22 protein-coding genes are annotated in these 20,929 nt (G+C 69.6%); 9 read left to right on the forward strand and 13 right to left on the reverse strand.

The features are described 5' to 3' along the window. Positions 1–36 precede the first annotated feature (36 nt). From VD659_RS00430 to VD659_RS00440, 3 genes are all read left to right on the forward strand, one after another. Entirely contained in the window at positions 37–711 is a 675-nt protein-coding gene (locus VD659_RS00430; protein ID WP_423259132.1) for a TMEM175 family protein, read from the forward strand. Positions 712–911: 200 nt separating this feature from the next. Continuing rightward, entirely contained in the window at positions 912–1,895 is a 984-nt protein-coding gene (locus VD659_RS00435) for an NADP-dependent oxidoreductase (protein ID WP_423259133.1), read from the forward strand. 258 nt (positions 1,896–2,153) lie between these two features. Further along, the gene (locus VD659_RS00440; protein ID WP_423259134.1) at positions 2,154–2,921 is read left to right on the forward strand and encodes a hypothetical protein; all 768 of its coding nucleotides are present in this window, start codon (positions 2,154–2,156) and stop codon (positions 2,919–2,921) included. Here the strand turns inward: VD659_RS00440 and VD659_RS00445 are convergent. The 5 genes from VD659_RS00445 to VD659_RS00465 form a co-directional block, all read right to left on the reverse strand. Beyond that, positions 2,905–3,264 (reverse strand): DUF4440 domain-containing protein, encoded by a 360-nt coding sequence (locus VD659_RS00445; protein WP_423259135.1) that lies wholly within the window; start codon positions 3,262–3,264, stop codon positions 2,905–2,907. The genes VD659_RS00440 and VD659_RS00445 overlap by 17 nt on opposite strands. 64 nt (positions 3,265–3,328) lie before the next feature. Then, positions 3,329–3,715 carry a hypothetical protein gene (locus VD659_RS00450; protein WP_423259136.1) on the reverse strand — a complete coding sequence of 129 codons (387 nt, stop codon included), beginning with the start codon at positions 3,713–3,715 and terminating at the stop codon, positions 3,329–3,331. A gap of 313 nt (positions 3,716–4,028) precedes the next feature. Beyond that, a complete protein-coding gene (locus VD659_RS00455; RefSeq protein ID WP_423259137.1) occupies positions 4,029–4,808 on the reverse strand; it encodes an SDR family NAD(P)-dependent oxidoreductase in 780 nt (259 codons plus the stop codon). 52 nt (positions 4,809–4,860) lie between these two features. Continuing rightward, the gene (locus VD659_RS00460; RefSeq protein WP_137836691.1) at positions 4,861–5,652 is read right to left on the reverse strand and encodes an SDR family oxidoreductase; all 792 of its coding nucleotides are present in this window, start codon (positions 5,650–5,652) and stop codon (positions 4,861–4,863) included. Positions 5,653–5,675: 23 nt separating this feature from the next. Then, positions 5,676–6,479, reverse strand: a complete 804-nt coding sequence (locus VD659_RS00465; RefSeq protein ID WP_423259138.1) for an SDR family NAD(P)-dependent oxidoreductase — start codon at positions 6,477–6,479, stop codon at positions 5,676–5,678. A 360-nt stretch (positions 6,480–6,839) separates the two neighbouring features. Here VD659_RS00465 and VD659_RS00470 point away from each other — a divergent pair, with 360 nt between their 5' ends. From VD659_RS00470 to VD659_RS00480, 3 genes are all read left to right on the forward strand, one after another. Next, complete coding sequence (locus VD659_RS00470) at positions 6,840–8,081, forward strand: sugar ABC transporter substrate-binding protein (protein WP_423259139.1); 1,242 nt, start codon at positions 6,840–6,842, stop codon at positions 8,079–8,081. A gap of 126 nt (positions 8,082–8,207) precedes the next feature. Beyond that, the gene (locus VD659_RS00475; RefSeq protein WP_423259140.1) at positions 8,208–9,143 is read left to right on the forward strand and encodes an ABC transporter permease; all 936 of its coding nucleotides are present in this window, start codon (positions 8,208–8,210) and stop codon (positions 9,141–9,143) included. A 13-nt stretch (positions 9,144–9,156) separates the two neighbouring features. Continuing rightward, positions 9,157–10,689, forward strand: a complete 1,533-nt coding sequence (locus VD659_RS00480) for a sugar ABC transporter ATP-binding protein (protein ID WP_423259141.1) — start codon at positions 9,157–9,159, stop codon at positions 10,687–10,689. An 87-nt stretch (positions 10,690–10,776) separates the two neighbouring features. Here the strand turns inward: VD659_RS00480 and VD659_RS00485 are convergent, their stop codons facing one another. The 3 genes from VD659_RS00485 to VD659_RS00495 are packed head-to-tail and all read right to left on the reverse strand — an operon-like array spanning position 10,777 to position 13,648. Continuing rightward, positions 10,777–11,709, reverse strand: a complete 933-nt coding sequence (locus tag VD659_RS00485; protein ID WP_423259142.1) for an aldo/keto reductase — start codon at positions 11,707–11,709, stop codon at positions 10,777–10,779. A 20-nt stretch (positions 11,710–11,729) separates the two neighbouring features. Continuing rightward, the gene (locus VD659_RS00490; protein ID WP_423259143.1) at positions 11,730–12,614 is read right to left on the reverse strand and encodes a sugar phosphate isomerase/epimerase family protein; all 885 of its coding nucleotides are present in this window, start codon (positions 12,612–12,614) and stop codon (positions 11,730–11,732) included. After that, on the reverse strand, positions 12,611–13,648 hold the full coding sequence (locus tag VD659_RS00495; RefSeq protein ID WP_423259144.1) for a ketopantoate reductase family protein: 1,038 nt from the start codon (positions 13,646–13,648) through the stop codon (positions 12,611–12,613). Before VD659_RS00495 ends, VD659_RS00490 begins: the two co-directional genes overlap by 4 nt. A 110-nt stretch (positions 13,649–13,758) precedes the next feature. Between VD659_RS00495 and VD659_RS00500 the strand changes: the two genes are divergently transcribed. The 3 genes from VD659_RS00500 (at position 13,759) to VD659_RS00510 (ending at position 16,419) form a co-directional block, all read left to right on the forward strand. Further along, the gene (locus tag VD659_RS00500) at positions 13,759–14,823 is read left to right on the forward strand and encodes a ketopantoate reductase family protein (RefSeq protein ID WP_423259145.1); all 1,065 of its coding nucleotides are present in this window, start codon (positions 13,759–13,761) and stop codon (positions 14,821–14,823) included. A 41-nt stretch (positions 14,824–14,864) separates the two neighbouring features. Beyond that, positions 14,865–15,650, forward strand: coding sequence for an SDR family NAD(P)-dependent oxidoreductase (locus VD659_RS00505; protein ID WP_423259146.1), 786 nt, complete (start codon positions 14,865–14,867; stop codon positions 15,648–15,650). 94 nt (positions 15,651–15,744) lie between these two features. Further along, positions 15,745–16,419 (forward strand): cupin domain-containing protein, encoded by a 675-nt coding sequence (locus VD659_RS00510; protein ID WP_423259147.1) that lies wholly within the window; start codon positions 15,745–15,747, stop codon positions 16,417–16,419. On the opposite strand, the gene VD659_RS00515 is transcribed toward VD659_RS00510, so the two are convergent. Genes VD659_RS00515 through VD659_RS00535 form a run of 5 tightly spaced genes read right to left on the reverse strand, consistent with a single transcriptional unit; the run spans position 16,416 to position 20,887 of the window. Then, positions 16,416–16,724: a cupin domain-containing protein gene (locus tag VD659_RS00515; RefSeq protein WP_137836702.1), complete on the reverse strand. Its 309-nt coding sequence runs from the start codon at positions 16,722–16,724 to the stop codon at positions 16,416–16,418. The genes VD659_RS00510 and VD659_RS00515 overlap by 4 nt on opposite strands. A gap of 1 nt (position 16,725) precedes the next feature. After that, complete coding sequence (locus VD659_RS00520) at positions 16,726–17,835, reverse strand: phosphotransferase family protein (RefSeq protein ID WP_423259148.1); 1,110 nt, start codon at positions 17,833–17,835, stop codon at positions 16,726–16,728. A 1-nt stretch (position 17,836) separates the two neighbouring features. Further along, positions 17,837–19,030, reverse strand: a complete 1,194-nt coding sequence (locus tag VD659_RS00525; protein ID WP_423259149.1) for an acyl-CoA dehydrogenase family protein — start codon at positions 19,028–19,030, stop codon at positions 17,837–17,839. Next, positions 19,030–19,839, reverse strand: a complete 810-nt coding sequence (locus tag VD659_RS00530) for an SDR family oxidoreductase (RefSeq protein WP_423259150.1) — start codon at positions 19,837–19,839, stop codon at positions 19,030–19,032. Before VD659_RS00530 ends, VD659_RS00525 begins: the two co-directional genes overlap by 1 nt. Then, positions 19,829–20,887, reverse strand: coding sequence for a 2,3-butanediol dehydrogenase (locus tag VD659_RS00535; RefSeq protein WP_423259151.1), 1,059 nt, complete (start codon positions 20,885–20,887; stop codon positions 19,829–19,831). Before VD659_RS00535 ends, VD659_RS00530 begins: the two co-directional genes overlap by 11 nt. Positions 20,888–20,929: the final 42 nt, after the last annotated feature.

Consider the following 20,929-nt stretch of genomic DNA (forward strand, 5'->3'; position numbering starts at 1 on the left):
GTCGTGAACGGTAGGGCGCTGTAGCCTTGCCGAACGATGACCGCATCCGCCGAAGCGCCCACCCCCGAAGCCGCCGAAGCCCCGGATCCCGCCGAGCTGGCCGACGCCGCCGACGCCGAACGCGGCGCCGATCGGCTCGCCTTCTTCAGCGATGCCGTCTGCGCGATCGCGATCACCCTCGTGGTGCTGCCCCTGATCGACACCGCACGCGATCTCGCGGGCGGCACGGCCGCCTCGTACTTCGCCGACAACGCCGCTGCGCTCCTGGCAGCCGGCGTCAGCTTCATCACCATCGCGCTGTTCTGGCGCGACCATCACCGGCTCTTCACGCACGCCCGCTCGTGGAACGCGGCCGTCGTGAACATCAACCTGCTGTGGCTCGCGGGCGTGTGCTTCATCCCGCTCGCCACGGTCATCGAGGTCGGTGCGGCCGGGGGCGACGCCCTCGCGAGGGCGATCTACGTCGGGTCGATCCTCGTCACGATGATCGTCGCGCGCTTCGAGGAGCGCGCGCTCATCCGCTCCGGCGCGATCGAGCCGCGGCACGTGCCCTCACCGCTGGTGCTCGGTCTGCGCTGGGTCTCGGTGGCCCTCGTGGCCGCGGCGCTGGTGATCGCGATCGCCGTCCCGGGCGTCGGCCTGTGGAGCATGCTGCTCGCCGCGCTCGCGCGCCCGATCAGCGCACTGGTGCGGCGCCGCCGCCACGCCTAGCTGCACCCGGTCACCCACGGCAAGGGCGGCCTCGGGCGGCTCGGCTACTCCGGCCCGCTCCCCATCCGATCCCACGGACCCCACACCGACGCGTTCCAGCTCTTCGAACCGTGGGTCGCCGAGGATCTTCGTGCGACCCCTGGACTCCGCCCACCCGCCTGCATAGCCTGGACCCAGACCTGAGAAGCGAGGTGGTCACGGTGAAGAAGCCGACGGAGACCAGAGTCATCCAATACGACCACGCCGGCGGCGCCGAGGTGTTGCAGACGCTCTCCCGGCCGTTGCCGCCACCCGGCCCGGGCGAAGTGACCGTCGAGGTGATCTCGGCGGGCATCAGCCACATCGACGGCTTCATCCGCTCCGGCCGCGAAGGCGCGTGGGCCTCGGAGCCCTTCCCCCGCGGTACCGGCAGCGACTTCGCCGGAATCGTCGTCGACTCCGACGACCGGCGTTTCCCGCGCGGATCCGAGGTGGTCGGGCACGTGCGCTCGGGTGCCCATGCGACCTACCTCACCGTTCCGGTCGGCGCGCTCGTGCGCAAGCCCAAGGGCGTCACCTGGGAGACGGCGGGCGGGCTCTACCTCGCCGGCGTGACCGCGCTCGACACCCTCGATCAGCTGCACATCGCCTCCGGCGACACCGTCGTCATCTCGGCGGCGGCCGGTGGCGTCGGCAGCATCGAGGCCCAGCTCGCCCGCCACCGCGGGGCGACCGTCATCGGCACCTGCGGCGACCGCAACTTCGACTACCTGCGCCAGCTCGGCATCGTGCCGGTGAAGTACGGTCCCGGCATCGCCGACCGCATCCGGGCCGCGGCCCCACAGGGCGTCACCGCCTTCATCGACAACTTCGGCCAGGACGGGCAGGAGCTCGCGGCCGAGCTCGGGGTGCCGGCATCCCGCTACCGCTCGAGTGCCGACCGGCGCGACCTCGAACTGAAGCTGCTCGAGAACGACCCGGAGACCGTCGCGCACGGCACCCGCCAGCTCGAGGTGCTGCTGGCGCTGGCCGACGAGCACGCCTTCAGCCTGCTGATCTCGGGCTTCTACCCCCTCTCCGACGTAGCCCTGGCCTACGCCGACCTCGACAAGCTGCACTCCCGCGGCAAAGTCGTGCTCGGCACGCACCCGGTCTCGAAGTACCGCTACCTCAAGGCCCGCGACGTGGCTGACGCCCGCGCCTGACGGTGCCGCGCCGCCTCGGGTTTGCGCGCCGCTGTCCGGCTGTCCGGACTGGGAAAGCGCCTAGAAATGGCGTTCCGGCAGGTTCCTGAGTAGGGCCACTCCCGTCGCGCTGTCTCCGACCGTCACGGCGAACTCTCGGCCGTCATCAAGGGTGATCGAGATGCCCTCTCCTGAGCGAAGGACCATTGCCGACCGTGACTCCGATCCAGCAGAAGGCCGCGAGTTCTCCTTGCTCCTCAGCTCCCATACGCTCGGATCATGCGGAGACTCGAGCGGACGGAAGCGTCGAAGGCGCTTTCGTGGATTGAGCCCGACCAGCGCGACGGCGTGACCGGGCTGGATCTGGCCGGGTGGGACGATTCAATCTGGGTGTTGCACGCGATGTATGAGCACACTGGGCTGCCATCAGATCTGACATACGAGCACCTGCGCATTGCGCGCCGGGAAGGGGGGCAACGCGCGTCGGCGCCGATCGGCACCGTCGACCTTGACGACATCGGGATCGACAGCGGGATCACCCTGGGCTTCACAGAGCATCCGGGTGACGGGTGGAGACGACTCACGTGGAGCGACTACTTCTCCAGGTCGGGTTCGACGCCCGGGCAAGGCAGCGAAGTTCCTCCCTGCTTTCGCTGGTTCCCACGCGGTAGCTGGCCCCTGTCGATCCGGCCTCCGGGCGAGGGCTCCTTGGACAGTGAGAGCCTTCGAGTCCTGGTGGAGGCTCTTCGTGAAGAGATGCAAGGACAGCGATGTGCCTTCTACCCCGCAGCACTCACCACCGGCAGCTACGACGATGAGGTCGTTTACGAAGGCGGGCTATCTGAGGTGTTCGACCTGGTCGGCGAGCTGCGGGGATTCACTCCGAGCAATTTCTGGCCGACCGATCGATCTTGGTTCGTTTACACGGACTACGACCTCTTCGGCACTCGAGTCAGTGGTTCTGCGGAGCTCATCGCGGCTCTCGAGGCCCATCCCCAGTTGGAGACCCTCAGGTGGGAGCCGCCGCCGGTCAGCCCGGCGGGATGATCGTACCCTGGTGGAAACGGATGCGCGGGCCCGCGAGCTCCCAGAGCGACGAGTGCCTGCTGTCGTGGTGCGCCCCGTGGACCCGGTAGGTGACGAGGACGAGCTCCGGGCTCAGGCGATCGAACAGCCACTCCGACGTCGCCGGCGCCTCACGCGGGGTCTCATTCCGCAGAGCCGCTACCGTCTCGGCGCGCGTCCAGCGGCGGCCCGAGCGGCCGATCTCGGCGAAGTCGGGGGCGAGCAGGGATTCCACGCGCTCCGTGTCGGCGCGCACCGCCGAGGACAGAAGGGCGAGTTCTGCGGCCTGCACGGCCTCGTACTCCGAGGCATCCGATTCCCCCATGCAGCGACCGTAGCGCGACCGGCCACGATCCACAGCACGCCGCTCCACGGAGGTCGACCGAGCCTCAGTCCATCAGCTCCAAGACCCACACCCCGGCATCCAGCGCCCACTTGTTCGTCAAGGAGGCCAGCTGCGGAACGTCCTGAAGAGCCACGCCGCCCGAGGTCAACACGACGACGACCCCGTCCCGCACGACCTGCACCCCGGTGACGTCCAGTTGCTCGGCCGGGTCGTAGCCGCCCCCGACCTTCAGCGCCCACGCACCCGCGGAGGCGACGCGGGCGTTCTCGACGTTCCATCCGAGCGGCTGCATGCTCTCTTCCGTGTACTCGGGATCGCGCGACACCCCCACCGAGATGCCGCCGTACTCCACGAGGTCGGTGCTCCCGCTGGCGGTCTCCGGGGTGTGCCAGCTGCAGCCGAGGGCGGGCCCGTCGGAGCCTGTCGCCACGCCGTTCTCGCTGCCCTCGAGCTCGACGAGCCCCTGAACGGCGGGGCCGAGAGCCGCCGCGATCTACGTTAGTAGAGGAGTGCGACACGGCACGGGGCCTCGGTCAGGATCGGCGCGCCGCCAAGGCCCGCGCGCGCGGCTCGGGGACGCCGAACATGAGCAGGCCCGTGACCGTCGGCGCTCGGGGAGAACCGGTCGGCCACCATGGCCGGCCCGAGATCCGCGCCGGTCCGACGGGCCTCCGCGGGAGCACAACGGAGACCGCACACGCGCCGGCCGGCCACACCGCGTGGCCGCCGGCGCGCAGTAGCGACTAGACCAGGATCATCCCGCCTTCGATGGCCATGATCTGCCCCGTCACGTAGTCGGAGTCGCTCGACGCCAGGAAGATCGCCGTGGGCGCGATGTCCTCGGGCTGCGCCGGGCGGCCGAGCAGGATGCCCGAGGCCATCGAGTCGAAGCCGGAGTCGCCCTCGCCGATCTTCTCGAGGTCGGCGTCGAGCTTCTTCCAGAGCGGCGTCGCCACCACGCCGGGCGCGAACCCGTTCACGGTGATGCCGTGCTCGGCCAGCGAGCGCGCAGCGGCCTGGGTCAGGGAGATGACCGCGGCCTTCGAGGCGCTGTAGGGCGCGAAGCTCGCAAAACCGGTGCGACCCGCGATCGAGGCGGTGTTGACGATCTTGCCGCCGCCGCCCTGCGCGATGAACTGCTTCGCCGCCTCCTGCGTGCCGATCAGCACGCCGAGCGCGTTGATGCGCATGATGAGCGAGAAGTTGTCCTCGGTGATGTCCAGGAACTTCATCGGCGAGTTCATGCCGGCGTTGTTGAAGTAGCCGTCGAGATGCCCGAAGGTCTCGACGGCCTTCGCGATGCCGGATGCGACGGTGGCGCGATCGGCGACGTCGACCTTCACGGCGAGCGCGGATCCGCCCGTGGCCGCGATCTCGTCGGCGACCGCCTGCGCTGCGTCGAGATTGAGGTCGGCCAGCACGACGTTCGCTCCTTCGGCGGCGAGCCCGCGGCCGATTCCCGCGCCGATGCCCGAGCCTCCGCCCGTGACGATGATGGTCTTTCCGGTGAGACGTGCAGTCATTTCTGCTCCCTTGCAGTCAGGTGATTCGATGGATGTCCGGCGTGAGCACGGATCAGTGGAAGAGCACACCACCGTTGACGTCGATCGACGCCCCCGTGATGTACGACGCGTGCGCCGAGGTGAGGAACTCGACCGCGTCGACGATCGTCGACGCCGGCCCGGCGATGCCGAGCGGGATCTTGGCCCACTCGATGTCCTTCATCTGCTCGAAGGTGATGCCGCGAGATTCGGCCTCCTCGCGCAGTGCCTTGCGGTGCATCTCGGTGTCGATGTTGCCCGGACAGACGACGTTGGCCCGGATGCCGCGCTCCGCGAGCTCGGCGGCGAGCGTCTGCGTGAGGTTGATGACGCCGGCCTTCGACGCGCAGTACGCCGAGAAGAGCGCGTGCCCCGAGCGACCGTACCAGCTGCCGATCGTGACGATCGAGGCTCCGTCGTGGCTCGGCATCAACGGCACGAACGCCCGCGCCATCAGGAACACGCCCCGCAGGTTGATGTTCTGCGTGCGGTCCCACTCGTCGATCGGGAGTTCGATGATCGGCCCCGCCTTCTGCAGCACGCCCGCGATCAGCGCGAGCACGTCGACCTCGCCCGACCACGCGGCGACGGCGTCGCGCGCCGCCTCCACCGACTCCGGCGAGGCCACGTTGCAGGGCACCTCGAGCACATCCGACGACGGGAAATCCGCACGCAGTGCCTGCGCCACCGAGGCCAGCGCGGAGGCGTCGATGTCGAGCAGCGCCACGCGGTCGCCCGCCTCGAGATAGCGGGCGGCCGCCTCGCGGCCCATGCCCCCGCTCGCTCCGGTGATCACGACGGCACGGTTCGATTTCGTGGTCTTCATGGACGAATTTCCTCTCTCAAGAACTACAGGGTGGCGCGGACGGAGCCGCCATCGACGCCGAGGGTGGAGCCCGTGGTGAAGCCCGCGGCATCCGAGCTGAGGAAGAGCACCGCGTTGGCGACCTCCTCGGGGGTTCCCATGCGGCCCATCGGGATGCCGCGGTCGGCGATCAGGGCGTCCACGGCATCCTGGCCGCGCGCGCCGTAGGCCGCCTCGATGTTCTTCAGCCAGCCGGTGTCGGCATCCGTCCAGAACGGCGTCCAGATCGGGCCCGGAGCCACGTTGTTCACCCGCACCCGCGGCGCATAGGCGCGCGCGAGCGACTTCGACACGCTCGCGACCGCCGCCTTCGACGCGGCGTAGTCGACGATCACGTCTTCGGCCTGGCGCGAGAGATCCGAGGTCACGTTCACGACCGCCCCTTTGCCCGCCGCGTACATGCCGGGCACGAGGGCGCGGCAGATGCGCACCATCGAGAAGAAGTTGAGCTCGAAGGTGCGGTGGAAGTCGTCGTCGGTGAGTTCCTCGAACGACGCCAGCCGGCCGGCACCCACGTTGTTGACCAGGATGTCGGGCACTCCGCTGAACACCGTGATCACCTGATCGACGGCCGACCGGATGTCGTCGGCCACGGTCATGTCGGCGTGGACCGCGGTCACCCGATCATGGATGCCGCCCTCCGAGGCGTAGGTCGCGATCAGGTCCTCGCGGATGTCGACGGCCACGACCAGTGCTCCCTCGGCGGCGAACGCCTCGACGACACTGCGCCCGATGCCGGTTGCGCCACCCGTGACGACCACCTTCTTCGCGGTCAGTCCGAGATCCACCAATGTCAGCCTCCTTGTTGACAGGGTCATCTGCCGACGTCGTCGTCGGCACGTTCAACGCCGTTTCGGCGGCATGACCACAATTCAACGTTACTGAACGCTCCGCGATGTGTCCAGCCAGGAATCGACGCGGATCCCGGATTGCGGGAGCCGGGTACGGCGGCCGATTTTGCACAACTTTGCTGGATTGCTGCGGAAAACTATCCGCCAAGTTATCAATTTGTTAGTGTGCAATGGTTGTGCAGTGAGGCTCAAGACACGATAGTGGACCCGACAGTGTGGTTGTACACTGATGCCCAGCGCGGTGACGAGCGAATGAGCCACCACCGATCCCGCCAGGACTGATCACGAAGGAGTGACATGAAACGAACAATCAAGGTCGGCATAGTCGGGGCGGCGGCTCTGAGCCTGATCCTCACCGGCTGCAGCGCCGGCGGCCCGTCGTCGACCTCCGCCGGCGGCGCAACCAAGAGCGCAGTCCCCGCATCGGTCGATCTCAAAGGCGAGACCGTGGTGTCCCTGTTCACCTCGCTGAACAACGACTACTACTCGGGGTGGGACCAGGGCGCACGTCGCGCCGTCGAGGCCTTCAACGGCAAGTACGTCGCACTGACCAACGAAGGCGACCCGGCCACCGAGCTCGCTCAGTTCCAGCAGCAGATCGACGCCGGGGTGAAGATCATCTTCGTCACCGCCCCGGACCCGGCGAACGTGCCCGCCATGGCGAAGCTCGCCCAGGACAACAACGTCTGCTTCGCCAACACCTGGGAGCAGCCCAGCTGGACCTCGCCCTTCGACACCGGCAGCCAGTACGTGCTTTACCAGACCCCTCAGTCGACCCAGGCGGCGTACCTGCTCGCCAAGAAGCTGTTCGACAAGATCGGCGGCAAGGGCAACGTTGTGCACATCACGGGCCACCCGGGTGCGACCCCCGACACCCAGCGCACCGCGGGCTTCAACAAGGCCCTCGCCGAGTACCCCGACATCAAGCTCGTGGCCGAGGAGCCGGGCGAGTGGAACCGCGACGACGCCCGCACCGCGATGGCGGGCATCATCTCGCGTGTCGACAAGATCGACGCCGTGTTCGGCCAGAACGACGACGTCGGAGTCGGCGCCCTCAACGCGCTGACGGAGGCCGGCATCACCGGTGTGCCGATCACCGGCATGGACGGCAACGCCTCGACGGTCGAGCTGATCCAGAACGGCCAGATGTACGCCGTCTACTCCAGCCTTCCCCAGTGGACCGCCGGATTCTCCTTCGTGCAGGCGCTCGACTACTGCAAGGGCGCGAAGGTCGACCCGCTCAACCGCCAGCTCTGGTGGGACGGCATCATCGTCGACGCGAACAACGCGGCCGACTACCTGTCGACCTACGCCGGCGAGTCCGACCCCTACGACTGGGTGAAGATGAGCAAGGTCGCCTACCCGAACGACTGGGACCCGCAGAACGGCGTGCGCCCGCTCAACATGGAGGAGATGTGGTCGTTCGCCGACAAACCCGCCGGGTTCACCTACCCTCCGGAGTACACGGCGGCCCTGCCGAACATGGACGCGGTCACCCAGGAATGGAACGACCACTGGAAGCTGCTGCGTCGCGACTAGCACCCCCGAGGGTCTGGGTGGCTCGGGCCTTTCGCGCCCGAGCCACCCAGACCCCTCTTCGCTCGACTTGATCATCCATCCGAAACCGTACGGAGTCCGAACATGAGTGGCCGAAACAACGTAGTAGTGCGAGGACTCAAGGGGGTGGCGCTCCCGATCGGCGCCATCATCATCCTCCTCATCCTCTTCTCCCTGCTTGCTCCCTCCTTCTTCCAGCCGAACACCGCCGTCACCATCCTGCGCGAGTCGTCGGCCCTGCTCGTGGTGGCGATCGGCATGACCTTCGTCGTGCTGATGGGCAGCATCGACCTTTCGGTCGGCGCCACCGTGACCCTGGCCGGCCTCGTCTCGGCGACCGTGGCGAAAGACGGCTCGTGGATCCTCGCGATCCTGGCCGGGATCGCGGTCGGCGTCATCGTCGGCCTGGCGAACGGCGTCATCTTCGCCTACGCGAAAGTCCCCAGCTTCCTGACCACGCTCGGAATGAGCCTCGTCGTCGGAGGCGTCGGCCTCTGGTTCGTCGGCGGACGACCCGTGCAGGTGTTCAACCTCGACTTCACCAACATCTCGCAGGGCCGCTTCCTGCTCGGCCTGCCGAACATCGCGCTCTGGGCGATCCTGCTCTGGGCGATCATCTCCTACGTGGGCGCCAAGACCCGCTTCGGCCGCTACACCTTCGCCATCGGCGGCGCCGAGGTGGTCTCCGGACTCGCCGGCATCCCCATCCGGCGGATGAAGCTGTGGGTGCTCGTGCTCTCCGGCGTCATGGCCGCCATCGCCGGCGTATTGCTCGCCTCGCGCATCGGGGCGGCGACCCCCGGCATGGGCGACCGCCTGACCCTCGACTCGATCGCCGCCGTGGTGATCGGCGGCACGGCGCTGACCGGTGGCGTCGGTGGCGTGCACCGCACCATCCTCGGTGTTCTCGTGATCACCACGCTCAGCGTGGGGCTCAACACCATGGGCGTGGCCCCGTACCTGCAGGACATCATCCAGGGCGCGGTCGTCATCCTCGCGGTGGCGCTCACGCTCGACCGCTCCAAGCTCACCGTCATCAAGTAGGAGACGAGACGCCATGACCGATGTGATCATCGAGACCCATGCGCCTCTGCTGCAGGCGCGCGACATCGTCAAGAGCTTCGGGCCCGTCAAAGCCGTGCGGTCGATCTCGCTCGACATCCGGGTCGGCGAGGTGCTCGGCCTCGTGGGCGAGAACGGCGCCGGCAAGTCGACCCTGCTCAGCCTGATGAGCGGCACGCTCTCCCCTGACTCGGGAGAGCTCGTCTTCAACGGCAAGCCGACGCAGTTCGACAGCTACCGCGCCGCGACCGAGTCGGGCATCTTCCGCATCTTCCAGCACCAAGCGCTCGTGCCGAACATGTCGGTCGCGGAGAACGTCTACCTCGCGCACGAGAAGGCGTTCACCCGCTTCGGCATCATCAGCCAGCGCAGCATGGTGAAGAAGACGCAGGAGATCTTCGACGAGTTGTCGGTCGAGCTCGATCCGAGCGCCGACCTCGACTCGCTGAAGTTCGCCGAGCGCCAGGTGGTGGAGATCGTGCGCTCGCTCGCGCAGGCGCGCCTGCTCGGCATCACGCATCCGGTGATCCTCCACGACGAGCCGACCAGCGCGCTCTCCCGCGAGCAGATCGAGTTCTTCTTCGACTTCGTTCGGCGGATCAAGCACCAGGCCGCGCAGGTCTTCGTGTCGCACCGGCTCGACGAGATCATCGAGCTGTGCGACCGCATGGTGGTGCTCAAGGACGGCTCGGTCGTCAGCGTGCAGGACGACCCCACCGCGCTGACGGAGAAGGCCATCCACTCGCTCATGGTCGGGCGCGAAGCGGAGCGCCACAGCCGCGCCGCGCGCACGAACGAGGAGACGGAGCCCCGTCTGGAGCTCACCGGCTTCAGCGGCGAGGGCTTCAGCGACATCTCGCTGACGATCCTGCCCGGAGAGGTGCTCGGCGTGGCCGGCGTAGTGGGTTCGGGCAAGTCCGACCTCGGCCGGGCGGTGTTCGAACTCGGCCAGGGCAGCACGGGCAGCCTGAAGGTGAACGGCGTGGTGCCGGCGCGTCAGGGAGCCCGGGCCGGCATCCGCGCGAGCCTCGGTTACGTCTCGAACGAACGCCACCGCGACGGCATCATCGCCGGGATGTCGGTGTCGCACAACATCTCGCTGCCGGAGATCGGCGCCGCGCTGGGCCCGGTCATCGTGAGCGGCAGCCGGGAGACCACGAACGCGGACACGGCGATCAAGGACCTGAACATCAAGGCTCCGGGGCCGGACACCCTCGTCGGCAACCTGAGCGGCGGCAACCAGCAGAAGGTGCTGCTGGCCCGCTGGATCACTCTCGGCTCGAAGCTGCTGGTGCTCGACAACCCCACCAACGGCGTCGACGTCGGTGCGAAGGCCGAGATCTACCGCATCATCGAGGGCCTGACGCAGCAGGGCGTCTCGGTCATGCTGATCAGCGACGACCTGCCCGAGATCCTGTCGATGTCCGACCGGATCGTCGTGATGAAGGACGGCAAGGTCACCTCGACGGTCGCCGTGGACGTCACGGCCCCGCCCGCCGAGGTCGATCTCGTCGCAGCGATGGTCTGACGGCACCCCCGGCAGACAGAGAAGGGGCGGTTCTCCGGTGGAGGACCGCCCCTTCTGCTCTGCCGGGGGTGCCGGACAGCGCGCCTCTCAGGAGTTCTCGGGGAGCCCCAGCGCCCACTGATTGGCCGCCACGTCGGGCCTGCAGGCCAGCACCGCCTGCAGCAGATCCTCGTCGATCGGAGCCGATGCGGCCTCGACGGCCTGGCGCAGGTGGTGGACGTCGGTCGTGCCCACCACCGTGGTGATGGCGCCGCTGCGCTGGATGGCGTACTGGTTCGCCAGGAAGGCGATGTCGGCGCCCGCCTCGGCGCAGACCGCCGACATGCGCACCGCCGCCTCGACGACGCCGGAGGGCGACATGTGCCCCTCGGCGGCGATCCGCGTGATGGCCGGGGTCAGGAGGCCCAGCGCGACCGCCGCGGCGTTCATCAGCGCCACCCCCCTCTCCCGGGCGAGGTCGCCGAGCGTGTCGGAGAGCGAGTTGTCGAGCAGTGTTCCGTGGGCGAAGTTGAGCACGACGTCGACCTGCGTCTCGGTGAGCACACGCCGGGCAGCGGCGAGCGAGTAGCCCGTCATGCCGATGGCGCGGCACTTGCCCTCCTCGCGCAGCGCCAGGAGCGTGGCGTAGCCGTCGTCGAGCACGGGGCCCAGGTCGACGAACTCGATGTCGTGCAGCTGCAGCACGTCGAGGTGGTCGGTCTGCAGCAACCGCAGGCTCTCCTCGACGCTGCGGCGGATGGCGGCCGGGCTGAAGTCGAAGATCTCGCCGCGGTTGCGGCCCGCCTTCGTGCCGATCAGCACGCGATCGCGCTTGCCCTTGAGGGCGATGCCGAGGCGCTCTTCGGCGTCGCCGTAGTAGGGCGAGGAGTCGAAGAAGGTGATGCCGAGATCGATGGCCTCGTCGACGGCCGCGATGCCGGTCTCGAGGGGAACAGGCCCGAAGAGCTGGCCGAGGGGGGCGGTGCCGAACGAGACCGAGGAGATCTCGAGTCCGGTCGTGCCGAGGGGGGTGACGTGCATGGCGGAGGTCCTTTCGGAGGTCAGTGGGTGGAGCCGACCGGTTCGGCGAGCAGGGCCCGCGTCTCGGAGGCGAGTTGCGGCAGCGATTCGGCGATCGGCCGGGCGCGGTGCTCGGCCGAGATGATCTCGACGCCCCAGCCGCCGTCGTAGCCGCTCTCCCGGACCGCGCGCACGAAGCCGGGCACGTCGAAGGCGCCACGACCGGGGTACCGGCGGCGATCGATCGTGTCGTCCCAGAGCGAGCCCACGGGCGCTGCCGTTCCGTCGTCCAGCTCGACGACGAAGATCATCTCGGCGGGCAGGGCTGCGACGGCGGAATAGGGCGTGCCGGCGCGATAGACGTGCCAGATGTCGACGCAGAGGCCCGCTCCCGGATTGGCGATCTCCCGCAGGATCGCGGCGCCGGCGTCGACGGTGGGCACGTTGCTCGAGAACGGCATCGGTTCCAGCGCCACCCTCGTGCCGTGCTCGAGCGCCTGCGTGGCCAGCGCATCGAACTCGGCCAGGAACATGCCGTGATCCACCGGGGCGTCACCGATCTCGGCGGCGATCTTCACCGTCCGCGCCCCCAGTTCTCGTGCAGCGGAGAGCAGGTCAGCCCGCACCCGATCGGATGCCGCTCGGCGCCCGTCGGCCGTCCACCACTCCCCCAGGAACTCCAATTCGACCTGGGACATGCCGTTGTCGCGCAGGATCGCCGAGAGCTCCGCCAGCCCGCCGCGCGAATCGCGGTAGGCGATCAGGTCGGCGTGCAGGAGCCCGAACCCCGTCCATCCGGCGGCCGCGGCCGTCTCGATGCGCTCGCGCAGCTCGATCGGGCTCCGCTCGTCACCGCGCTGCGGGGCGGCATCGCCCGCCGTCGTCCAGCAGGTCGCGATCAGCCGAACCGGCTCTGCGCCGGTCATGAGACGCGCTCGAGCACGGCGGTCAGCTCGCCGACGTTGGCGGGGTCCGGCCTCAGCTCGCCGGCTTCGATCCGCTCGGCGACGGCCAGGATGCCCTCGTTCACCGGCACCGGGACCCCGGCCTCGCGCCCCTTGCGCACGATGTAACCGCTGAACGCGTCGAGCTCGGCGCGACGGCCCTTCATCCAGTCCTGCAGCACCGCGACGCGCGTGTCGGGCCGCGAGTACGACTCGAGCACTCGATCCAGCAGAAGCAGCGCGTAGTCGTCGCCGGGCGGCACCTGCGCCTCGCTGAGGCCGAAGATCGGCACCATCCGCACGCCGAGCGCGGTGGCCACGGCGTAGGCCTCGCGCGACGCCGCATCCATCACCGGACGCATGCCGTCGAACGACACCGCGGTCAGCAGGGGCACACCGAGGATGGCCGAGGGCAGCATCTCGGGGACGTTGGCGATCAGCTTCATCCACTTCGCGGCCCGGATGTCGTCGGTCACCGATGCGACGGAGGCGTGGCCCAGCGCCTCGGCGGCGAGCGCCACCCCGGGGGTGATGCGGCCGTCGAGCCCGCCGACGGTGATCCAGGTCTCGGTCTTGTCGTACTGGCGGTGCACGACGCCGGGCTCGAACATGTTCGCGGCGATGCCGAGCACCGCTCCGACCGTGCGATCGGCGCCGCAGATCTCGGCGACGTCGTCGACGGTCATGCCGTTCTGGAGGCCGACCACGACCGATCCGGGCCCGAGCAGCGGCCGGACGAGCTCCGAGACCCAGCGCGTGTCGTAGCTCTTCACCGACACGAACACCACGTCGAAGGTCCCGCGCAACTCGGCCACCTGGCAGAAGTGGAACGCGTCGACCGGTGTGACCTCGGTGCGATCGGGCAGGTGGACGGTGAGCCCGTGGGTTCGCATCGCGTCGACGTGGGCTGGCCACTGCTCGATGAAGGTGACGTCGAGGCCGGCCCTGATCAGGTCGGCGCCGATCGATGCGCCGTTGGCACCGGTCCCGACCATCGCAAACGTCGGAGGGGCCATGTTCTACCTCTTCTTTGAGTTCAACATTGGTTAACAACGTACGCTAACACTGTCGCACAAACCGTGTCATGTATATTCTAGCTGTACAACAGGAAGGTGCAATGGTGCACATGACGGAGAAGTCCGCGCTGCGTATCGCCGTGCTCGGCACCGGCGCGAACGGGGCGGCGATCGGCGCCGACCTGGCTCGAGCCGGGCTCGACGTGACCTTCATCGACCAGTGGCCCGCCAATGTCGAGGCCATCCGCCGTGACGGCGTGCGCGTCGAGATGATGGGCGAGACCACGGTCACCCGCGTCGACATCCTGCACCTGTGCGAGGTGGCCACCCTGCGCCGGCCGTTCGACGTCGTACTCCTGCTCGTGAAGGCCTACGACACACGCTGGGCCACCGAGCTCATCGCACCCCACCTGGCCGACGACGGCGTCGTCGTGGGTGTGCAGAACGGCATGACCGGGTCGGTGATCGCCGAGGTGGTGGGCGAGCATCGCGCGCTCGGTGCCGTCATCGAGATCACCTCGGCCATGTACACCCCCGGAGTCGTCGAGCGGCACAGCGCCCACGACCGCTCCTGGTTCGCGGTCGGCCCGATGCACCCCTCGGCGGCCCACCACGCCGAGACCGCCGCCGCCCTGCTGAGGCGCGCCGGAACGGTCGAGGTCACCGACGACATCCACTCGGCCAAATGGGCGAAGCTCATCCTCAACGCCGCCGAACTGGTGCCGTCGGCCGTCGTCGACCTGTCGATCGCCGACTGCGCCCGGCATCCGCGGATGCGCGAGCTGATGCTCGAGGCCGGCGACGAGGCCGTGCGGGCGGCGCAGCTCGACGGGGCCACCATCCGCTCGATCTTCGGCATGCCCGACACGACTCCCGAGACCTTCGTCGAGACGGTGCTCGACGAACTCGTGGAGCACTACATCCTCACCCACTCGCGGTCGACCGTGCTGCAGGACTGGATCAAGGGTCGGCACAGCGAGGTCGACGAGCTCAACGGCCACGTCGTCGACACGCTGGCCCGCCACGGTCTCGCCTCGCCGGCCAACACCGCCGTGGTGGAGCTCGCCCGCGCCATCGAGCGCGGCGAGCTGGCCCGCAGCATCGAGCTGGTGGAGCCGATGCACCAGCGCGCCGCCGGCATCCGTCTCACCGTCACCGCGCACACCGCCCGGTGATTCCCCGACAACCCGAACACAACAACATGGAGGTAAGTCACGTGTCAGAGAGCAGAGTCGCGTTCGTCACCGGTGCCAGTGGTGGAATCGGCCGTGAGACCGCGCGGAGTTTCGCCGCGGCCGGCGACCGGGTGGTGCTGGCCGACCTCTTCCCGGAGGGCCTCGAACGCCTCCAGGCCGACATCCTCGCCGACTACCCGGACGCGGAGCTGCTGCCGCTCGTCGTCGACCAGTCCTCGGAGGAGTCGCTGCGCGATGCCGCGAAGGCCGTCACCGAGTGGTCGGGACGCATCGACACTCTCGCTCTCGTCGCCGGCACCGTGCAGGCCGAGGGCGCTCCGGTGCTCTCGCTGTCGACCGAGGAGTGGGACCGCGTGCACAACACCAACCTGCGCGGCGTGTTCTTCGCCTCGCGGGAGCTGGTGCCGCTGCTGCCCGAGAACGCGGGAGCATCCGTCGTCGCCATCGCCTCGTTCTGGGGCCGCCAGGGTCACCCCTTCTACTCGTCGTACTGCACCTCGAAGGCCGGCGTGATCAGCTTCGTGCAGTGCCTCGCCTCGGAGCTCGCCGACGTCGGCATCCGCGTCAACGCCGTCGCGCCGGGCAACATCAACACGCCGATGCACCGCAAGGCACTGACCGACGAGGCCACCGAGCGGGGCATCACCTTCGAGGAGATGCGCGACATCGAGTGGGCGAAGATCCCGCTCAAGGTGGCCGGCGACCCGAAGTCGATCGCCGACGCCGTCTACTTCCTCTCCACCGACAACGCCTCCTACATCACGGGCGCCACGCTCGACGTGAACGGCGGCGTCATCTTCGTCTAGCGCATCCGGCACCCCGGGCCCCTTGCGAGCTGCGCGAGGGGCCCGGGGTGAAGATGGAGACGCACGATCGGCAGCACGGACGAGAGCGGTGGACATGAACGAGATGCTCGGACCCCGGCTGAGAGCCGTCCGGGTCGGCCAGAAATTGAGCCTGCGCTCGGTGGCCTCCGCCATCGGCGTGTCGCCGAGCCTGCTCTCGCAGGTCGAGACCGGCAAGACCCAGCCCTCGGTGAGCACGCTCTACCTGCTCGTCAACCACCTGGGAGTCTCGATCGACGAGCTCCTGGGCTCGGACACCGCACCGTCGCCCGCCGCCGCCGCGCCCCCGCGCGAGAGCGCCGCCCCGGTCGCGGCCGCGGAGGCACCGGCCGACCAGCCGGTTCAGCGGGCCGCGGACAACCCCGTGATCGAGATGGAGAACGGCGTCGTGTGGGAGCGGATGGCCGTGGGCCCGACCCACGCGGTCGACCCGTTGATCGTCACCTATGCGCCCGGCGCCTCCAGCTCGATCGAGGGCATGATGATGAGGCACGCGGGCGTGGAGTACGCCTACCTGCTGTCCGGGGAGCTCACCCTCCGGCTCGACTCCGAGACCTTCGTGCTCGGCCCCGGCGACTCGCTCTGCTTCGACTCGGTGCGTCCGCACATGTTCTTCAACCACACCGCCGTGCCGGCGCGGGGCATCTGGTTCGTGGTGGGCCGGCGGGAATTCCTGGAGCAGTGGGACGGCGCCGCCGAGAGCGTCGAGGCGCTCCCGGACCTGCCCTAGACCTCGTCGGCGGCCGTGAACCAGACGACACGGGCGGGGTCGGTGCTCTCGCCGGTCACGCGGTAGCCACGGCGTCCGTCGATCACGATCGAGTCGCCCGGTCCGCAGCGCCAGTCGCCGTCGTCGATGCCGAGCCGCACGCTGCCCGAGACCACGTAGCCGTGGATCCACGAGTGCGTCCGAGCCGGGGGCACCGTCTCGAGGTCGCCTTCCCGGTAGGTGCTCTCGTGCATGTCGACGTCGCTCCAGGGGGCGACCGGCGCGAGGTGCTGAAGCGGATGTTGCGTGCGGAGTGGTTCGCTCATGTCATTCTCCCCTCCGCGCCGCGGCCGAGCGGGCAGCCTCGAGCAGCTCGGGCACACCCTCCCTCAGCCGGGGACCGAAGTCGTCGTCGGGACGCTCGCCGTGCAGCCAGCGCGTGTAGATCGCCTCGCAGAACACCGCAGACTTCCAGAGCGCGAGTGCTTCGTACCAGGCGAGTCCGCTCACATCCGCCCCCGAGCCGAGCGCGTAGCGGTCGACGATCTGGTCACGGGTGGGGTAACCGGGTTCCCGGGTCACCGAGGTCAGTTGCATGATCGTCGTCGGCGACGAGCGATCCGCATACATCGCCGTCATGTAGCCCACGTCGGCGAGGGGGTCACCGACGGTCGACATCTCCCAGTCCAGGAGCGCGCGGGCTCGCGCGGGTGCCCCGGTGTCGAACATGACGTTGCCGAGCCGGTAGTCCCCGTGGATCAGCGCGGTGCGCTGCGAGACCGGCCGGTGGTCGGCGAGCCAGGCGCCGAGGGCGTCGACCTCGGGGAGCTCGCGCTCGGAGTTCGCGCTCCAGAGCTGCCGGAACCGCTCGACCTGCCGCTCGAGGTACCCCTCCGGGCGACCGAGGCCGGCGGCGTCGACGCCGTCGACCGGCACCTCGTGCAGCCGCACGAGAAGGTCGGCCAGCTGCTCGCCGGTCCGCCGCCGCTGTTCAGGCGCCGAGAGCTCGGCGGGGATCTCGTCGGTGATCACGAGGGCGTCGATGTGCTCCATCACGTAGAACGGCACGCCGAGGAGCGTGTCGTCGGCGCAGACGGCGAGGATGCGCGGCACCGGCACCCCGTGCGACGCGGCGAAGGTCTGCACCCGGGCCTCACGCACCATGTCGTGGGTCGACCGAGGCAGCGGCGGCCTCGGCCCCCGGCGCACCACGACCGTCTCGTCACCGCGGGTGACGGCGTAGGTGACGTTCGACTGGCCCTCGCCGATGCGCCGGGCCGAGACCGGTCCGGCGCCGATTCCGTGGGCGTCGAGGAACTCGGCGAGCACGTCGAGCACGAGCAGAGGTGCGCCGCCGGCCGCCACGAGCGCCGCGGCATCCGCTCGCGTGTCGACGACCTCGACCACGGGGGCCGCGGTGTCCGGCTGACCGGTCATCTCAGACCCCCGCCCCGTCGATGGCGACGGAGACACCGGCGACTCCGAGGGCCGCGAGCTCGCGGCGCCGGCGCGAGGAGGCCCGCCGTGCGATGGCCCAGCGGTGCGTCTCGTTGGCCCCGTCGTAGATGCGGAAGGGCCGCACCTCGTCGAGGTACGACGCAAGCGGCAGGTCGGACGACACGCCGTCGCCGCCGCAGAGCTGCATCGAGCGGTCGATCACCCGGAAGATCGCCTCCGAGCAGTGCACCTTGGCGATCGACGAGAGCCGGGCTCCCTCGCGGGGGTCGGTCTCCAGCGCCGCCGCGCACGCCGCGATGACGGCCTCGGAGGTCTCGATGTCGATCACCGAGTCGGCGATGAGCCCCTGGGCGAGGCCCAGGTCGCCGAGGCGCGCCCCGAACAGCTCGCGCGCATCGGCGCGGTCCAGCGCGATGTCGAGCGAACGACGCGCCAGGCCCAGCCACCGCATGCAGTGGGTGAGGCGCGCGGGCCCGAGTCGCACCTGCGCATGGCGGAAGCCCTCGTGCGGGGCGCCGAGCACGGCATCCCGACCCACCCGGCAGTCGTCGAAGTGCACGTGCGAGTGGCCCCCGGCGATGGCCCGGTCGATGGTGTGGATGTCGCGGCCGAGACTGACTCCCGGGTTGCCGGCGTCGACGAGGAACATCGTGGCGCCGTGTTCGGTGCGGGCCATGACGATGAAGAAGCCGGCGACCCGGGCTCCGCTGATGAACCGCTTCTCCCCGTCGATGCGCCAGCCGCCGTCGACCTCCGTCGCGGTGGTGAGCAGAGCATCCGGATCGGAGCCTGCCCCGGGGTGCGGCTCGGTCATCGCGAACGCCGACCGCACCTCGCCGCGCACGAGCGGTTCGAGGTAGGCGCGCTTCTGCGCCGGCGACGCGATCTTCTCGAGCATGTGGGCGTTGCCCTCGTCCGGAGCCATGCAGCCCAGGGCGCTCGGGCCGATCGGCGAGTAGCCGGCGGCCTGGAACACCGGCGACCATTCGCTGATCGAGAGGCCCTGGCCGCCGTACACGCGTGGGCCGTGCGGGGCGAACACGCCGGCCTCGCGCGCGGCGGCGCGTAGCCGCTCGAGGACGGTCTCGTCGAGGGTCGTGCCGGGCTCGGGCTCGGCGGGGATCACGACGTCGCGGATGAAGGCCCGGGTGCGTTCGAGCAGGTCGCCGGTCATCAGGCCACCCCTCCCGCGGCCAGCAGGCCGCCGTCGATCGTAAGCACTTCGCCGGTGATCCAGGCCGCGTCGGAGGAAGCGAGGAAGGCCACGGCCGCAGCGATGTCGGCGGGCTCGCCGAGCCGGCCGAGCGGATAGCCGGCCGTCACGGCGTCCTCCTTGCCCTCGTAGAGCGCCCGGGAGAACACGGTGCGCACGACGGCGGGCGAGACCGCGTTGACCCTGATGGTGGGGCCGAGCTCGACGGCGAGCGTGCGGGTCAGGTGCGCGACGGCCGCCTTCGAGACGCCGTACAGGCCGATGCCGGGCGACGGGGTCGTGCCGGTGACCGAGGACAGGTTCACGATCGATCCGCCGCGCTCGGAGAACTTCAGCACCGGGTCGGCCACGATGTCCTGCACCCAGGCCAGGGGGGTGATCACGTTCACCTCGAAGATCTTCCGGGCGGCGGCGAGCTCGACCTCGATGAGCTCGCCGAACACCGGGTTCATGCCCACGACGTTGACGAGCACGTCGAGCCGGCCGTACGCCTCGCCGACGCGGCGCAGCACCTCGGCCCGGTGCTCGGGGTCCTCGGCGCGGCCGACCACCGAGATGCAGCTGCCTTCGGGCAGCGTCTGCAGGGCCTCGTCGAGCACCTCGGCGTGGCGCGCCGTGATGCACACCCGCGCGCCCTCGGCGGCCAGCCGCTGGGCGATCGCCAGGCCGATGCCGCGGCTGCCCCCGGTGACGACGGCGACGGAACCGTGGAACCTTCCGCCGGCGGCCCCGGTCAGGATGCCGGCCGCGAGAGTGTCGTCAGCGCGCATTGACCAGCACCTTGACCTGTTCGCCCTTCGGCGAGAGCAGCACGTCGAAACCCTTCTGCACGAGGTCGACGGCGTCGATGCGGCCGGTGACGACCTTCTCGACCGGCAGTCCGCGATCCGCGATCAGGCCGATGATGCGCGGCCAGTCGGTGAGCCGGTAGCACCACGTGCCGTTGTAGGTGATCTCGCGCTGGGCGAGGATCATCGGGTCGATCGTGGCGGGGCGGGTGTGCAGGCCCGTCTGGGTGATCCGCCCCGACGACCGCACGGCGTCGAGGGCCGTCTGCAGCGCTCTCTCGTTGCCCGAGCATTCCACCACCTGGTCGACCCCGATGCCGCCGGTCGCGTCGCGCAGCACCTCGACGACGTCGACGGAGGAGGGATCGAGCACCTCCCCCACGTCGAGCGAGCGCGCCAGCGCGGCCCGCACGGGGTTGACCTCGGAGATGAAGACGCGGGCGCCGAGCGAGCCGGCGTAGACGGCGGCGAGCGCGCCGATGGGTCCCGCACCGGTGATGAGCACCGTGTCGCCCGGCCGGACGCCCGCCGAGTCCACCCCGTAGGCGGCGACGGCCGTGGGTTCCACGAGCGCGCCCTGCACCTCGTCCAGCTCGTCGGGCAGCGCGAACACGTGGGTCGCGGGAACGACGGCCAGCTCGGCGATGCCGCCCCAGGCGAAGCTGAGGCCGACGCAGGCCATGTCCACGCAGAGGTGGCCGAGACCGCGCTGACAGTAGTAGCAGACCCCGCAGGCGAGGATCGGCATCACCGACACCCGCTGCCCCGGCGCCACGGTGCTGACGCCGGAGCCCACCTCGATCACCTCGGCCGAGAACTCGTGGCCGAGGATCTGCGGCGCCGCGGCGTGGGTCAGCGGATGCGCCTGGGTGGGGATGACGATCGGCCCGGCCGCGTACTCGTGCAGGTCGGTGCCGCAGATGCCGCACCAGAACGGGCGCAGCAGCACGTCGCCCGGTCCGATCTCGGTGGGCTCGTCGACGTTCTCGATGCGGATGTCGTGGGCGGCATGGAAGACAGCGGCGCGCATGGATGCTCCTTTGCAGTGGGCGGGCCTGGAATCGCGTGCCCG

It is taken from the genome of Herbiconiux sp. 11R-BC, assembly GCF_049472555.1.
Classification (GTDB): Bacteria; Actinomycetota; Actinomycetes; order Actinomycetales; family Microbacteriaceae; genus Herbiconiux.